General features: G+C 56.0%; 15 protein-coding genes. 8 read left to right on the plus strand and 7 right to left on the minus strand.

Annotation, left to right across the window (positions count from 1 at the left end):
* Window positions 1-213: 213 nt before the first annotated feature.
* The 6 genes from epsI to epsD form a co-directional block, all read right to left on the minus strand.
* Window positions 214-924, minus strand: coding sequence for an EpsI family protein (gene epsI / locus IPJ12_19615; protein ID MBK7649304.1), 711 nt, complete (start codon window positions 922-924; stop codon window positions 214-216).
* Window positions 921-1,805: an exosortase B gene (gene xrtB, locus IPJ12_19620; GenBank protein ID MBK7649305.1), complete on the minus strand. Its 885-nt coding sequence runs from the start codon at window positions 1,803-1,805 to the stop codon at window positions 921-923. Before xrtB ends, epsI begins: the two co-directional genes overlap by 4 nt.
* A gap of 227 nt (window positions 1,806-2,032) precedes the next feature.
* Complete coding sequence (gene epsG, locus IPJ12_19625; GenBank protein ID MBK7649306.1) at window positions 2,033-2,884, minus strand: chain length determinant protein tyrosine kinase EpsG; 852 nt, start codon at window positions 2,882-2,884, stop codon at window positions 2,033-2,035.
* Window positions 2,885-2,937: 53 nt separating this feature from the next.
* Window positions 2,938-4,344, minus strand: a complete 1,407-nt coding sequence (gene epsF / locus IPJ12_19630; protein MBK7649307.1) for a chain length determinant protein EpsF — start codon at window positions 4,342-4,344, stop codon at window positions 2,938-2,940.
* A 12-nt stretch (window positions 4,345-4,356) separates the two neighbouring features.
* Complete coding sequence (gene epsE / locus IPJ12_19635; protein ID MBK7649308.1) at window positions 4,357-5,187, minus strand: polysaccharide export protein EpsE; 831 nt, start codon at window positions 5,185-5,187, stop codon at window positions 4,357-4,359.
* Between the two features lie 32 nt (window positions 5,188-5,219).
* The gene (epsD, locus tag IPJ12_19640; GenBank protein MBK7649309.1) at window positions 5,220-6,179 is read right to left on the minus strand and encodes a peptidyl-prolyl cis-trans isomerase, EpsD family; all 960 of its coding nucleotides are present in this window, start codon (window positions 6,177-6,179) and stop codon (window positions 5,220-5,222) included.
* 333 nt (window positions 6,180-6,512) lie between these two features.
* On the opposite strand from epsD, the gene IPJ12_19645 reads away from it, so the two are divergent.
* The 6 genes from IPJ12_19645 (at window position 6,513) to epsL (ending at window position 12,523) form a co-directional block, all read left to right on the plus strand.
* Window positions 6,513-7,205 (plus strand): PEP-CTERM sorting domain-containing protein, encoded by a 693-nt coding sequence (locus IPJ12_19645; GenBank protein MBK7649310.1) that lies wholly within the window; start codon window positions 6,513-6,515, stop codon window positions 7,203-7,205.
* Window positions 7,206-7,420: 215 nt separating this feature from the next.
* Window positions 7,421-9,700, plus strand: a complete 2,280-nt coding sequence (locus IPJ12_19650; protein MBK7649311.1) for a secretin and TonB N-terminal domain-containing protein — start codon at window positions 7,421-7,423, stop codon at window positions 9,698-9,700.
* Window positions 9,697-10,176 (plus strand): type II secretion system protein, encoded by a 480-nt coding sequence (locus IPJ12_19655; protein ID MBK7649312.1) that lies wholly within the window; start codon window positions 9,697-9,699, stop codon window positions 10,174-10,176. Before IPJ12_19650 ends, IPJ12_19655 begins: the two co-directional genes overlap by 4 nt.
* Window positions 10,177-10,179: 3 nt before the next feature.
* The gene (locus IPJ12_19660; GenBank protein ID MBK7649313.1) at window positions 10,180-10,560 is read left to right on the plus strand and encodes a prepilin-type N-terminal cleavage/methylation domain-containing protein; all 381 of its coding nucleotides are present in this window, start codon (window positions 10,180-10,182) and stop codon (window positions 10,558-10,560) included.
* Window positions 10,561-10,610: 50 nt separating this feature from the next.
* Window positions 10,611-11,174 carry a type II secretion system protein gene (locus tag IPJ12_19665; protein ID MBK7649314.1) on the plus strand — a complete coding sequence of 188 codons (564 nt, stop codon included), beginning with the start codon at window positions 10,611-10,613 and terminating at the stop codon, window positions 11,172-11,174.
* A gap of 143 nt (window positions 11,175-11,317) precedes the next feature.
* A complete protein-coding gene (gene epsL, locus IPJ12_19670) occupies window positions 11,318-12,523 on the plus strand; it encodes a putative exosortase B-associated extracellular polysaccharide biosynthesis transporter EpsL (GenBank protein ID MBK7649315.1) in 1,206 nt (401 codons plus the stop codon).
* 58 nt (window positions 12,524-12,581) lie between these two features.
* Here epsL and IPJ12_19675 read toward each other — a convergent pair whose 3' ends face one another.
* A complete protein-coding gene (locus tag IPJ12_19675) occupies window positions 12,582-13,196 on the minus strand; it encodes a lytic transglycosylase domain-containing protein (GenBank protein ID MBK7649316.1) in 615 nt (204 codons plus the stop codon).
* 275 nt (window positions 13,197-13,471) lie between these two features.
* Here IPJ12_19675 and gspG point away from each other — a divergent pair, with 275 nt between their 5' ends.
* Window positions 13,472-13,834, plus strand: coding sequence for a type II secretion system major pseudopilin GspG (gene gspG / locus IPJ12_19680; GenBank protein ID MBK7649317.1), 363 nt, complete (start codon window positions 13,472-13,474; stop codon window positions 13,832-13,834).
* Window positions 13,835-13,848: 14 nt separating this feature from the next.
* Complete coding sequence (locus IPJ12_19685) at window positions 13,849-15,033, plus strand: type II secretion system F family protein (protein ID MBK7649318.1); 1,185 nt, start codon at window positions 13,849-13,851, stop codon at window positions 15,031-15,033.
* Window positions 15,034-15,040 lie beyond the last annotated feature (7 nt).

Genomic DNA, 15,040 nt, shown 5'->3' on the forward strand with positions numbered 1-15,040 from the left:
CGCCCAGGCGGCAGCATAACTTCGGATGCGTTTGTCGTTGCAGAAAAGCTGCAAAGTAGTGCGATCAGAGCAAGTCTGATCGAAGATCGAAGAAGATGTAGCAAAATCCAACTGTGGAAATGTGATGTGTTAGAGAGTGTGTGCAACGGTGCAACTATCGCAATCAGTAGTGAGACGGTGGAATGTGAAGACGCTGATGAATATCGCACCTGCTCAACCACGCACCATTAGTACCCTGGCATTTTCTGGGGTTGCGGCGACCAAATTTGCGAGGAATTCTTCAAGTATCGGGAATGCTTTTTCAGCGTCGGCATCCGTCTGAATCTTTTGCGATGCGCGGACTAGAATGCCGTCTGGTATGCGACCTGCCAAACCTTCCTTGAAAATGTGGACGCGGGTCTCAAAAGCGTTTTCGCTGTATAGCTTACCGATTCGAATCCAGTATGCGACAGCCTCCATGTCACGCCCGGAATTGACAACCATATGTTTGCCCGTAACTGTCGAGCCATATTGAGCAACACCATTGAAGGTGGCAGTTGTCAGACTGGAGACCTTGTATCCTTGTGCGACATAACATAGGTCTGGCCGGTGAACTTTGACTTCTTGGCGCTGATGCTTTCCCCATGCCAAGGCAAGCATGACCTGCTGGCCTTTGCTATTGACATAGGTGCGCATGACAGTTTGATCGTAAGGCTGATTTAGATCCGCAGCATTGCCCGTTGCGAGGCTTACCTGTGCATACGGATTTGATTGCTCGCGCCAATCGCCAAACTGGTGAGGTACTGTATTTTCAAGTTCGGGTTCATTGCTGATTTCATTGAGCCGAGGCGTTGCCCAATATGCACATAGTGCTGCAATGACAAAGGCAATGAACACCTTTGCAGCTGTTTTGACCGCCAATGCCGGTAGCAGTTTAGCAATCATGTTCTAGCCCTTTCGACACGAGCGGCTACTTTTACGCCAGTCCTCAATAGGCTGTCCACGCCGATAATCAGCAAAAGTGCGGTCAGAAATAGCAGCATGCCTGAAAACCCATGTATAAATCCTTGGCCAGCTTCATCTCCGAAGTAATACGTTATCAGTGCAAGCAGGCTGACACGGATAAGGTTTGAAGTAAGGCTGATTGGGACGATTAGTGTGGCGAGAGCGATATTTCGAACGACTGAGCTGTGTTGAACGACATTCAGGTAAAGAAGGCCAAGTGCTTCGAGTGTAAAGAGCGAGTTCAGTCCTGCGCAGGCATCGGCGACCAACAGACGATATTGACCAATATTTAGAATGACACCCGTGCGTGAAATTGGGTAACCCAGCGAATAGAGCAGATGATCTGTACCCCAACTGACGAGCAGTTTCATCGGTTGAGTAATGGTATCGGTTAGCGAACCTGGCAGAGGAATCATGAAGAACATGAAGAACAACGAAAACCAGAGTTTTTTTAACGCGATTTTGCCGAAAAAGATTAGAACCAAGCCTGCGACAACGGGGATCATCGATCCGATTTCGAGAAAATAGACTGCCTGTGAACGCCCGGCGGCATAAATTAGCAACCCAGTAAGAAAGACAATCCAGCCAGAAACTTCACTGGGTTCGCGTTCGAAATTCTTGCTGGAAGCAATTTCTCGCGATTTATAGATAAAAAACCAAGTTGTGATTGCCAAAACAATTGGCCCATGAGCATTTTGCTGCGTTTGCCATAAACCGTGGAACAGATCCCAGAAAGATGGAAAATAAACTGATGCGAATCCCAGAGCGAGCAGCAACCAGGAGAAAACTGATAGCGGTTGTTCACGCGGATGACGGTGCACTTTGCCTCCAACGATCAGCGTAGAACAAACCTTGTTTGCTCGCAGCAGGGAAAATTTGGCCAGTGATTACACGATGACCCAAAAAATGATTGAGAGTAGCGCTCACGTCTTATGCTCAGCCATCAAAATAAGAATATGTTGGTTCGATTCGACCGTGCTTATGAGTAGTGGCTAGCGGTTTGAACGTTGACTGGTGGAATGATGCATCGTAGTTATTCATCTGACACCTACCCGTTGTTGAGTACTGTGCCTATAACTGCAACTCCGCCATGTTGGAGCGATGAAACGAAAGTTTTCATTGCAGGGGCGGATGAGACATCCTTGCGAGCAATCACGACAGCGCCACGAGTACGGGCTGCGATGGTCTGACTGTCGGCAGTGTCAGTGCCGGCAGGTGTGTCGACGACCACGATATCGTACTGCCCGGCGGCGGTGGCCATCAGAGCATTGAAGACAGGTCGTGCAAGCAATTCTTGCGGATTGGGTGGGGTAGCGCCAGCAGGGAGCACTGAAAGGTCTATCAGGCCAGGAATACGGATGGTAGCTTCAGCTAGCTCGGCACGGCCGGCTAGTAGGCTGGATAGGCCGAGTTTGTTTTCGAGGCGAAAAAGGTTGTGTTGGCGCGGATTGCGCAGGTCTGCGTCAATCAGCAGTGTGCGTTCACCAAGCTGAGAGAAGACGACAGCAAGATTCGCGGCGGTAAAACTGCGGCCTTCAGCCCTGCCAGCGCTGACGACTGCAAGCACCTTGTGACCGACTTCCGCATCGAACCAGCGCAGCATGAGTTGGCTACGCAAGGCGCGCAATTGCTCTACGACAGGACTGAAGGGTTTGAACGCTGCAACAACTTCTTCACTGACACACTCGTCACCTGGCATTAGGTATGGGTAGTCGTACTGTTGAGATAGTACGTGCTGAATGTCGTCTTCTGTGAGCAGGCCAAGTTCAACGGCGGCTTCGCCAAAGCGCAGGTTCTTGTCCTTCTGCAGCTTGAGGATGCGCTCGGCAGCTTCGGGCGTGATACGCCCGGCATCCATGAGCAGTGCGCCAATTGAGCGACTGGTATTGGTACTGTGCATGACGCGAGCAATAATGGATTCAGGCGTGGCGGCTAGGTTCATGGCGTTCTGATTCATGCTGTTTTCGCTTGGCGGTTAGGTAGCAGACTAGCCAGTCTGCTTTTCCAGGTGCTGGGGCGGGCTTCGGATTCGAGGACTGCGAGTACCGGAAGGCCAAGCGCCAGGCTAAGGTCTTCCGGCGAACGGATACGGCGGTTCAATAGCTCCAGCGTCAGTGCAGCACCTACGCCAAGCAGGATGCCCAGGAAAATCGAGACCAGAATGTTTAGCAGCACTCTGGGTTTTGAGGGTTTTATCGGTTCGCTGGCCGGGTTGAGCACCGCTACATTTGTTTGGACGCTTTGTGATTCAAGGCGGCTCTGGGTGGTGCGCTGGCCGACCGCTTCGAAGGCGCGCTGGGCGGTTTCGACTTCGCGGGCGAGCAGGGTGATTTCGTCACGTTGTTTGCGTAATTCCAGAATTCGCGTTTTTTGGGCGTTGACCGCGGCAATCAGCTCATTTTGCTTCTGCTTGCTGATGTTGCCAGCTGTGTTGATGGAGCTGGCGATGCGAGCAATTTCTGCGTTCATCTTGCTCTTCATCTCGGCTAGTTCGGCTTGCGAGCGTAAATATTGCGGGTGATTGACGCCCAGATTCCCGGAAACTTCCTTGAGGCGGGATTCCAGGCGTGCGATGTCTCCCTTGAGCTGGCCAACCAGTGGGCTCTGCATGACTTCAGGCAGTGTGTCCGCGCTGCCGGTGCTCTTGCGCTTGCTTATGGAGTCAGTGCCTTGGGCTTGCGCCACCGTGAGCTGGGTAGAGAGTTCGTTCAGCTTTTGGGTTTCGTAGTCCAGACGCTCGTCGGTAGCAACGATTCGTGATTTCTGTTGAAAGTCAGAAAGGGCGGCTTGAGCGGCATCGACCCGTTCGCGGTACTGCTTGCTTTGTTCGTCGAACCATTTTGCGTTTTGCCGGGCTGGTTCGACACGCAGTTCCAGATTGACGTCAATGTAGGCTTCTGCAAAGGCGTTGGCCATGGCCGCAGCAAACTCAGGGCTGCTCCCAGAATAACTGATGGAGATGACATTGCTTTCACGCGATGGCCTAACGTCGAGTTTTTTCTGCAACAGGGTTACCAGCCAGGGGCCGATCTTACCCTTGCCGTCCGTGTCATCCTGCCATTGCGCCTGAATAGTCGGGTTTTCATCGAGACGCAGCATCTTGACGACACGCATGGTGACGCGGTCACTGTTGATGATGTCAATCTGGGTGGCCATGTAGCCAGGCGCCATCAGGCCGGGGAGCACCATCCCTGCAATTGGATCCGGCGATTTGACATCCAGCACGACTGCGGTGGTGGCTGTGTATTCTTCAGGCCATATCAGGCTGATGATCGTGGTGGTCAGTACCGTACCGAGGAAGGTGTAAAGCACCAGCTTGCGGCGCGCCCAGAGAATGAGCAGAAATTGTTGCAGGGTCATAATTGGGGTGCCTTAAAACAGGCTTTCGCGTACGTAGATGACGTCGTCCGCTTGGACGGGCTCTTGGGGGTCGAGGGAGAGCTGGCTGACTTTGCCGTCTGGCATGCGGCGATGGACGCGAATTCTGCTTTCGGTGCCGCGCATGGTCGGGCCACCAGCCTGGGCCAGAGCTTGCTGGATGGTCATGCCGCGTTCGATGCGATAAGAGCCGGAGCGCTGGGCTTCACCGTAGATGTAGAAGACCGGGGCGCGGTGGACGTAGATAACGTCGCCGCCGGATACCGGGATGTCATTTTCAGTCTTGTCATCGATAAAAATGCCAGGGAAGTCGATTTCGCGGCGGAAGGGTTTGCCTTCGCGGATTCCGGTCACAATAACGGAGTCGGCACCCGAGGGGATGATGCCACCGGCCATGGCCAACACATCGGAAACCCGATTGTTGGCGGTTTCGAGCGGGAAGCGGCCGGGCCGGTTAACCTGGCCGAGTACGGAGACCTGATTGCCGCGCACCTGAATGAGGATGATGTTGACCTGCGGCTTCTGCACGAAACCACCATCCTTGAGGCCGGCGGCAATACGCTTTTCGGCGGCTTCAATACTCAGGCCGCCGATATTTACAGTGCCAATCAGCGGGTAGGTGATGGTGCCGCTTTCAGAAACTCGGCTGTCAAGCGTGAGGTCCGGATTCTGAAAGACGAGGATGCGGATTGCATCACCTTGCCCGAGTTTGTAGTCCACGTTGGCACGCGGCTCTGCAGCGTTGGCCAGCGATGCCGAGCTGAGCGCGATTGCGCTCAGTAGCAGCCAAAGCGCAGCGAGGAGGCGATGGATTGCCTTGGTCATTGAGTAGGCTTTCTTTTCCATGAGGGGGCTGATCATTTCAGGCCGGCGACGCCTTTTTCGATTGCGTTGGAAACGGGTTTTTCGGTGCTAGCCGGTGCGGCGGCGACTGGCGCTGCGGGCTGGGCGGCAGGGGCTTCAGCGGTCTTTGCAAAATCGCCCATCAGTTCAATCTTGGCGGCTTCCTTCAGTTTCTTCATTTCGTCAGCCACTGCCTTGCTGCCGCGCTGGTTCTGAAGGAACTGCTGAATGCGTGGCTTGGCGGTCGCTTCGTCCACCGGGGCGGATTGTGAGGCGACAACGCGCATGACGAAGGCTTGTTGCGGCCCATCGATCAATGCAGTCTGGCCATCTTTCATCTGTGCCAGCTTGGGCAGGAGTTCGAGCGGAAGTTGTTCGGCGGCGCGGGCGCCGGCGTTGCCTCGGGCCGGAATATTCTTGCTCTTCAGCCAACCGGCAATTTCTTCCATGGACTTGCCCGTCGCGACTAGTGACTTGAGCTCATCCAGCGAGGTGCCGTTTTTGGCAATGGCCAATTCCTGAATGTTGTAGACGCGACGGTTGGAAAAGAGGTCTGGATGCTCGTCATAGTAGCGTTTGACTTCGTCATCGGTCGCCTTGGGCTGGGCGGCAGCGATTTGCTCAAGATAGGCGCGGGCCAGAATCTCGCGGCGGGCGGATTCAATGGTCATTAGCACTTCGGGGTTGCGGTCGAGCTTCTTGGCAAGTGCTTGTTCAACGGCAATTTGCTGATCGACCAAACGGTCGAGGACTTCCTTGCGCGCTCTATCAGCATTTTCGTTAGTGACACCAGTGGCCTTGGCCAGTACAGAGTTGATCTGGTGAACGGAAATCTCGGCGCCGTTAACCTTCGCGGCTACCTGGGTGGCGGTCTTTCCATCAGCTTTATCGCTGTTACAGCCAACGAGCGGCAAAGCGACGACAAGCGCGGCAGCAAGCAGCGAGAACGATTTTTGAAAGCGGAAGGCGTGCATCGTGAGGAGTCCTTGATAAATAAAGTCTATGACGGCCGGAAGGCGATTATAGGAAGCCAAGATGTCAAAAAGATTAACTGGGTCATGTTAGGGAGTCTTTCAATCGTACTACCTCGAATTTTTCACGCCAAATGAATTTTTATCTTTTTTGAATGGACATTTTTTGAACGCATGGTGCAGAATGTCGTCATATTGAAGTATGGCTTTAGCATTTTGCGTGGCGGCAACTGTCATATTTTTGACATGACATGGGTGTTAGGGTGTGGTTGTCGGCATAAATGCAAACTGTAATTTTTAGGTTTTTAATCATTTACGTTATCTTGGAGTTATCACATGGCCGTTAAAATCAAGCCTTTGGCGGTAGCGGCTCTATTTGCAGCCCTGTCCGTCCAAGCCTATGCAGCAACCAATACGCTGGATGGGGATCATTTTACAATCACTTATGACGATGCGGTGGTCGGATTGTTCGGCATGCCGTCTTTGGTCAATTCCAATCTTGTCTTTGGCAACATTGGTGGCTCGCCGGGCTTTTCTGCCCAAACCGGTAGCGGTATGAAGTTCACCAATTCCACCTTCGCCTTCACGATTACGGCCGATCAAGGTTACACGCTCTCCGGTTTCAATCTGTACGAAGCGGGTGACTATGCCGTGATCGGCGATACCAGCGCGGTGGTTGCCAGTGGCCAATTGCGGGTCAAGCCGGTGGGGGTTTCTGCCATGACCTCACCGATCATGACGACTGCGCCGCTGACTGCCAAGACTTCATTCATGGGTTACGCAACGACAGACTGGGAAGCCCATGCCAGCATCAATCCGGCTACTGCGCTGACTTTCGCTACCGTCAGCATCGAAAACATTCTCGGTGCCTACGTTCCTACCGCCGGCTACGCTTTCATCGAAAAGAAGAATGTCGAACTTGGCTTTATCCTGTCTGCCGTTCCGGAGCCTGAGTCCTATGCCATGCTGCTGGCTGGTCTGGGCATGATGATGGGGGTCGTTTCCCGTCGCCGCAACAAACGTTCCTGATTCAAGGTAGCGCTTTCCGGTATTGATGGTAGTTATCATCAATACCAGGTTGAAATGGCCGGCAGATAAAATCTGCCGGCCATTTCAATTTTATGGTCGCCGAAATGGGCGATTGTCAGTCAGGTTGAATGTCGTTGAATGAATAATTGACCGCTTTTAACACACCTGTAACGCGTTGTTCCTAGCATAATAAGCTTTTGTCACGGTTTTCCACGATGCAGATCCGATTGGATAATTGTTTGAAACAAAGCCGGATTTTCCTGCTTATGGCAGTGCTGCTGGGCGGATGTGCCAACGTCGACTATCGGGACGGGCTTGATTTCATGGCAGCCGGCAAGCGGGAGCAGGGTGTTGCCTCGCTTGAAAAGGCCACTCGAGATCGGCCGCGTGACGCCGAGATCAAGGCAGCGATGATTCGCCACAAGGGTGATTCAGTGAATGCCTACCTGGACGAAGCAGAGCGTCAGCGAGCGGTGGGCCAGCCCGAAGCCGCCGAGGCCGCCTATCGTCGTGCCCTTGCCATCGATGGACGAAATACCCGTGCGATTCAAGGCATGGAACAATTGGTCATCGACCGCAAAAATGCCGAACAACTGGCTCAGGCCGAGCAGTTATTGAAGAAAGGTGACCTGCTGGGTGCCGAACGTGTTGTTCGTACCGTGCGCGTGCAGGACTCGCAAAATTCGTGGGCGCGTCGCTTGCAGCAGCAGATCGACGTGCTGCGCGAAAAGGAAATGAATCCGTCGTCCAATCCGGCCGTCAAGGCGGCGCTGGCCAAGCCGGTGGTGCTGGAGTTCCGCGATGCGTCACTGAAGTCGGTTTTCGAGGTGTTGTCGCGCTCGTCCGGCCTGAATTTCGTGTTCGACAAGGATGTCAGGGGTGATACCAAGGTCACGTTCTTTGTTCGCAACAGCCCGCTGGAAGATATTCTGCGGCTGATTCTGACGACCAATCAGCTGGAAAAACGCCAGCTCAACGACAACAGTTTTCTGATCTACCCGAACACACCCGCCAAGTCCAAGGAGTATCAGGAACTGGTGGTGCGCAGCTTTTATCTGGCCAATGCCGATGTGAAGCAAGCGCAGACCCTGATCAAGACTGTGGCCAAAAGCAGGGATGTTTTTGCCGACGAGAAGCTGAACCTGCTCATCGTGAAAGATACGCCGGACGCCATGCGCCTGATCGAACGCCTGATCGAGTCGATCGATCTGGCCGAGCCGGAGGTGATGCTGGAGGTCGAGGTGCTGGAGGTAACGCGTAGCCGGTTGAATGAGCTGGGTGTGGATTGGCCGGACAGCATTGGTTATGGCGCGTTGCAGCAGTCGTTGTCGACGACGACTGCTACCGCTGCCGGTATTGTGCAGAGCATCACGCCAGGCGGTACGCTGGCGCCGGGTTACATCAGCTTGAAGGGCGGTGGCAACCTGACCAGTTTCGTCGCCAACCCGGGTCTGACCTTGAATCTCAAGGGGCAGAACGGCGACACGAACTTGCTGGCCAACCCTCGCATTCGCGTCAAGAACCGAGAGAAGGCAAAGATACATATTGGCGACAAGTTACCGGTCTTTACTACGACTTCCACCGCCAATGTTGGTGTGTCCGCTTCGGTCACTTACCTGGATGTCGGACTCAAGCTCGATGTCGAGTCGAATGTCACGCTGGATGACGAAGTGTCGATGAAGGTCGGCTTGGAAGTCAGCAGTATCGTCAAGGAAATCCCAGGGCCGTCCAATTCGTTGGCCTATCAAATCGGCACACGTAGCGCGAGCACGGTGCTGCGTTTGAAAAATGGTGAAACCCAGGTGCTTGCCGGACTGATCAGTGATGAAGAGCGCAAGACGACCAACCACATTCCCGGCCTCGGCGAGATACCCGTGGTTGGCCGCGCTTTTGGTAGCCATCGCGATTCATCGGTGAAGACCGAAATCATCCTGCTCATTACGCCACGTGTGTTGCGCAATATTCTCCGTCCGGATTTCGGCCAGCCGGCGTTGCCTTCGGGTACCGAGTCGTCGATAGGCGCGGCGCCCATGGTCATCAAGACTCAAGGCCCGAAATCGCTGGGTGTGGCGCCGCGCGGTGGGGTGGCTAACAACGTCGCCTTCGGGGCGACGGTGCAGCCGATGCCGGTGCCGCCTGATCTGTCCGCTCTTCGTAACGTCGCGCCGGAAACCGAGCCATTCCAGTTCATCGGGCCGACCGATGCCATCGGTGGCAGCGAGCTCGAACTCGGCCTCGTTGCACCGGGGCAGAGCGGCACGCTGATGGTCGAAATTGCCTACGATCCGAGCATGCTTGAGGCGAAGCAGCCGGTCGCCAGCTCGCCGGGTCGCCTGATGATGCGTGTTGACCAGGGGCGTGGCAACCTGCGCTTCCAGGTGTTGTCGGGCGCCAGGGGCGATACCCGTATTGACATCATTGGTGCCTCGCTGGAAGGCGGTGAACCTTATCCGGGTGCGATCGGTTCGCACACAGTCAAACTCAATTCGCCATGAGAGTCAGGCCCGGCCGGGGTTTTACCCTGATCGAACTGGTCATTACCGTCGCCATTGTCGGCATTCTGGCCATGACGGCGATGCCGATGATCGAGATGACGGCCAGGCGGCAGAAGGAAACCGAGTTGCGAACGGCGTTGCGCGAGATTCGTACCGCTATCGATGCCTATCGACGCGCTGTCGAGGACGGCAAGCTGGAGAAGAAAGTCGATGAGAGCGGCTATCCGCATCGACTGGAGGATTTGGCCAACGGCGTCGACAACATGCAGGATCCGAACAAAAGCAAGCTTTACTTCCTGCGCCGGCTGCCGCGCGATCCGTTTGCCGGCGATCCCGCGCTGCCGGCAGCTCAGACCTGGGGCAAGCGCAGCTATGCCAGCCCGCCGGATGAACCGCTTGAGGGCGTCGATGTTTTTGACGTCTATTCGCTGGCAAAGGGAAATGGCCTGAATGGCATTCCCTACCGGGAGTGGTGAACGATGATCGCCCGTAAAAAAGGCTTTACGCTGATCGAACTGCTGGTTGTCATGTCGGTGATTGCAACTTTGTTGACCATTGCCGTGCCGCGTTACTTTCAGCATCTGGACCGGGCACGCGAGGCCTCGCTGCGTGAGTCGCTGGCGGTCATGCGCGATGCGCTCGACAAGTATCGGGCCGATACCGGGCGCTATCCGGAAACGCTGGAAGAGCTGGTGACCAAACGCTATCTGCGCAAGGTGCCACCGGACCCGATCACCGAAAGTACCGAAACCTGGGTTGTCGTGCCGCCGCCGGACGAACCGGGCCAGCGCAAGGTCTGGGATATTCACAGTGGGGCCGAAGGGCAGGGACAGAACGGCACCGATTATTCGACATGGTGAAGTTCTGCCATTCAGCGGGCGGGCCTGCCTGCCACGGTCAACGACAAAATTTGACCAAAAATGAAATTTTTCGCGAGGCGGGATTTACCTACATCGGCCTGCTGTTTGCCATCGCCATGGCCGGCATTGCCCTGGCCGGTATCGGCGTTCTCTGGCAGATGGAAAGTCGGCGCGAGAAGGAAAAGGAGCTGCTCTTCGTCGGCGAGGAATATCGCCGAGCCATCAGCAGCTACTACACCCGATCACCCGGCGGCACCGGACAGTATCCGCAAAAGCTGGAAGACCTGCTGCTTGACACCCGTTTTCCGAATCCGGTGCGCCATCTTCGCCGCCTGTATCGCGAGCCGATGATGTCGGACGGCCAGTGGGAACTGATTCGCCAGCAAGGCCGTATCATCGGTGTCGCCAGTCGTTCGCAGGATCTGCCGATCAAGATAGCCGGCTTCAGCCCCGAGCAGGATGATTTCGAAGGTGCGGTGAGTTACACGGAGTGGCGTTTCGTCAGCAATGGCAATGCCAACCATGCCGGCCCCGGTGGTGTCGCCCCGGGGGGCGCAGTGCCAGGTGTCATGCCGGCCAAGCCCGTAACTGCATTAGTCCCAAAGGCCAATTGATCTGTTAGTCAGAAGCGCCGATGCTGGGGGCAGATGGTGAAGAACGTGATTTTTATTCAAATGGAATGTGGTCTGAAGCCCCGTTTGACCGGGTTTTGTCGTATATTGTTGAGTAATCTATTTTGAATATCGGGTTTTCATCGGTGTCTTCTTTCAACCGTCAATTATTTGGCTGCCTGCTGCTGGCCTGCCTGGCTCCCACTGTTCAAGCAGACGCAGACGATACATTCAATATCTACCTGGCTGAGGGCATTCAGCAGGACAGCAATTTGTTTCGTCAGTCTGCCAATGAACAAAGTGACTCCATTCAGAGTACTTCGGCCACATTGGCGTTTAGCAAACCACTGGCCCAGCAGCGCTTTTCGCTGGATGCGACGCTGATCGATTATCGCTATTCGAAAAACGATTACCTTGATTATCGGGCGACGAATTACAACGGTGCTTGGAACTGGGCGCTGACTCATCGTCTGACCGGTGTGCTTTCGCTCAGCCAGACCGAGGCCCAGACCAGCTTTGTCGATTACTCGCAGGGCACGCCGCTGACGCATCCGATTGTGCGCCGAACCAACGTCAATCATTTTGGTGCCGAATGGCAGGTCATGGGCGGCTGGCGGCTGCTCGGTGGTGTGACCAACAATCAGCAAGCCAACAGCAGCACCTTTACGGCGCAGAACAGTTATGAACTGAATACTTGGGAAGCTGGCGCGAAATACATCTGGCCGGCCGGCAACTATCTGCAACTGCTGCGCCGGGAGGGTAACGGCACCTACAAGGATAGAGTTTATGTCGGTCTGGATGTCGTACCTGCACCGTTCAACTCGCAGTTTGACACCGGTTTTTCGCAGACAGAAACGGAGGCTCGTCTCTACGTGCCACTCACTGGAAAATCAACCATTGATGGCAAGCTGGCGCACCAGTCGCGGCAGCATGACCATTTCAGCCAGCGTGATTATTCGGTCAATATCGGTCGTGTCGATTACACATGGCTGCCGACCGGCAATCTGTCGGTGGTGAGTGGCCTGCGCCGCGAGGTGGCCGCCTACCAGACCATTATCAGCAGCTATTACCTGACCGATGGTTTCAAGGTTCAGCCGTCCTGGCAGATCAGCCCCAAGGTGATCATGCGCTTGAGCTACGATTGGCAACGTCGCAAATATGAAGGCGCACTAATCACCGGCCAGCCGGAGTGGCGCGACAAGCTGCAATCGGCCCGTGTTGGTGTCGACTGGGCGCCGGTGCGCTGGGCGACGCTGTCCACCGCCTATCAGCGTGATACCCGTCACTCAACCCGCGACAACTTCGATTTCAACGCCAATATCTTCAGCGTGACGGCTCGTCTGAATTTTTGATTTTTGGCTGTTTTTTCCGGTTGACCGCAGCACTCGGCTGTTGCCCCGGATTTTGGCTTCAGCGCCCGCCCATGCGTTGATAGTGGGCGACCACCAATGGCACATAACGCCGGGTTTCGGCATAGGGTGGCAGGTGACGGCCGTAGCGGATCACCGCGTTTTCACCGGCGTTGTAGGCGGCCAGCGCCAGTTCCACATTGTTGTCGAACATGGCCAGCAGGTCGCGCAGATAGCGGGCTCCGGCCCGGATGTTTTCGCCAGGGTCGAGCAGATTGACCGTGCCGTAGCGGCGGGCCGTACTCGGCAGCAACTGCATCAGGCCGGTGGCACCCTTGGGTGAAACGGCGCCCTGGTTATAGCCCGATTCGACACTGATCACCGCATGCAGCAGCTTGGCGTCAACGCCGGTGTCACTGCTGGCGCGCATGACCGAATCGTGAAACGGCCGCTGGCCATAAGGCAGGGCAAAGACCCCGCGCGGTGCGCGCAATGCCTTGCGCGCGGGTTCAAAGCGGTCGGCCAGCACCAGCCGGTAGCGCTTGTCATCGGGAACGTTGCTGAGATGCTCGACGCCATCTTCATCGACAAAGCCGAAAATACCGCTCGCCGCCTGCGCGGGTAGCGGCGCGAGGACAGTCACGGCGAGACAGAAGAGAGCGGGGCGGAGGTGCATGGTCAGTGAATATTATTACGAACCACCCAGTTTAGACAGCGCGTGTTACAAGGGATTGACCGTCCGCTCGCTGCCTTGGGTGAGTATGGCCGAGGGTGCCTCGGTCATGCTGATGTAACGCGGCTTGCATAGTATTATCATCAATACCGTTCATCTCTTTTGGCGATCCCGTGCTGCGCAATATTATTTCCCGAATTTTCGACCGCTTTTTTGGTTCCGGTGCCGTTTCCCGTCTGCGCCAACGCGGTTTCACCCTGCTTGAACTGCTCGTCGTCATGGTCATTATCGGCTTGCTCGCCGGTTATGTCGGACCGAAGTATTTCGCGCAGATCGGCAAGTCGGAAATCAAGGCAACCAAGGCCCAGATTGATGCCCTGGAAAAGGCGCTGGACCAGTATCGTCTCGATGTCGGCCATTACCCCAATACCGAGCAGGGACTGGCCTCCCTGATGAAGCGTCCGGCCGGCGAAAACCGCTGGCAGGGGCCGTACCTGAGAAAGGATGTTCCGCTTGATCCATGGGGAACTGCCTATCAGTATGCCCAGCCTGGTGAGCACGGCGATTTCGATCTCTTCTCTTTCGGCAAGGATGGCAAGGCCGGTGGCGAGGGTGAAGACGCCGACATCACCAACTGGTGAGCCGCAGGTAAATCATGGATTACGACGTGATGGCCGTCTTTCCCGGTCGGGGCGTTTCCCGGCTGACGGTGGCGGCCGAGTCTCCTGAACTGGTTGCAACGGCACCCGCCTTGCAGGGCGGTGTCGTCGTTTCCATGCGCCCGCTCGGCCAACGTAAATCATCCGGGCGGGGCGGCAAGTTTCCGCTGCCCCTGTTTACCCGACAGATGCTGGCCCTGCTGAAAGCCGGCCTGACCGTGGTTGAAGGCCTGGAAACCCTGGCCGAGCAGGATCAGGGTTCGGCGACTGCCGATATCCTGAGCAGCCTGCTGGCGCACCTGCGTGAAGGCCAGTCGCTGTCCACCGCGCTGCAACACCATCCCGAGGCATTTCCCGATTTGTATGTGGCGACGGTCAGGGCCAGTGAACGCACCGGCGACATGCCGGAAGCGCTTCAGCGCTACATCGTCTTTCACGAAAAGGTCGCCGATCTGAAAAAGAAGATTGTCAGCGCCGCCATCTACCCGGTCCTGCTGATGTCGGTCGGTGCCATCGTCACCCTCTTTTTGCTCGGTTACGTCGTGCCGCGCTTTGCCCTGGTCTTTGCCGACAGTGGCCGCGATCCGGAAGGACTCTCCAGCCTTCTGTTTGCCTGGGGGGACTTCATCAATCATCACGCCGGCGCGCTGGCGGTGGGTAGCTTGCTGGTCGTTGCCGGGCTGGTCGGACTGTTTTCCCTGCCTGCCGTGCGGGGTGCCGTGGCGCGTGCTGCCTGGCGCGTGCCGGCACTGGGCGAACGCATCCGGCTGGTCTTTCTTGCCCGTTTTTATCGCACCACCGGCATGCTGTTGCGCGCCGGCATTCCGCTCAAAACAACCCTGGGCATGGTCGCCGACATTCTCCCTTCGGCGTTGCGCAGCGGGTTGCTGCGGGCCATTGCCGATATCGAGCAGGGTCAGCCGTTTTCCCGAGCCGCCGAAAGCGGAGGTCTGACCACGCCGGTGGCCATGCGCATGATCGCCGTCGGCGAGCGCAGTGGTCAGCTCGGCGACATGATGGAAGCGGTCGCCACCTTTTATGACGAAGAAATCAACCGCCTGGTCGATACCTTCACCCGCTTGTTCGAACCCTTGCTGATGACCGTCATCGGTGGCGTCATCGGCGGCATCGTGCTGCTCCTGTACATGCCAATCTTCGAACTGGCTGGAAATTTCCAGTAGGAATGGC

This window comes from Betaproteobacteria bacterium, from assembly GCA_016709965.1.
GTDB lineage: Bacteria > Pseudomonadota > Gammaproteobacteria > Burkholderiales > Rhodocyclaceae > Azonexus > Azonexus amarohabitans.

Coding starts and splice junctions, on each gene's coding strand:
- epsI (MBK7649304.1), bottom strand. CDS start 924: ATGATTGCTAAACTGCTACCGGCATTGGCGGTCAAAACAGCTGCAAAG.
- epsG (MBK7649306.1), bottom strand. CDS start 2,884: ATGCACAGTACCAATACCAGTCGCTCAATTGGCGCACTGCTCATGGAT.
- epsF (MBK7649307.1), bottom strand. CDS start 4,344: ATGACCCTGCAACAATTTCTGCTCATTCTCTGGGCGCGCCGCAAGCTG.
- epsE (MBK7649308.1), bottom strand. CDS start 5,187: ATGACCAAGGCAATCCATCGCCTCCTCGCTGCGCTTTGGCTGCTACTG.
- epsD (MBK7649309.1), bottom strand. CDS start 6,179: ATGCACGCCTTCCGCTTTCAAAAATCGTTCTCGCTGCTTGCTGCCGCG.
- IPJ12_19645 (MBK7649310.1), top strand. CDS start 6,513: ATGGCCGTTAAAATCAAGCCTTTGGCGGTAGCGGCTCTATTTGCAGCC.
- IPJ12_19650 (MBK7649311.1), top strand. CDS start 7,421: ATGCAGATCCGATTGGATAATTGTTTGAAACAAAGCCGGATTTTCCTG.
- IPJ12_19655 (MBK7649312.1), top strand. CDS start 9,697: ATGAGAGTCAGGCCCGGCCGGGGTTTTACCCTGATCGAACTGGTCATT.
- IPJ12_19660 (MBK7649313.1), top strand. CDS start 10,180: ATGATCGCCCGTAAAAAAGGCTTTACGCTGATCGAACTGCTGGTTGTC.
- IPJ12_19675 (MBK7649316.1), bottom strand. CDS start 13,196: ATGCACCTCCGCCCCGCTCTCTTCTGTCTCGCCGTGACTGTCCTCGCG.
- gspG (MBK7649317.1), top strand. CDS start 13,472: ATGGTCATTATCGGCTTGCTCGCCGGTTATGTCGGACCGAAGTATTTC.
- IPJ12_19685 (MBK7649318.1), top strand. CDS start 13,849: ATGGATTACGACGTGATGGCCGTCTTTCCCGGTCGGGGCGTTTCCCGG.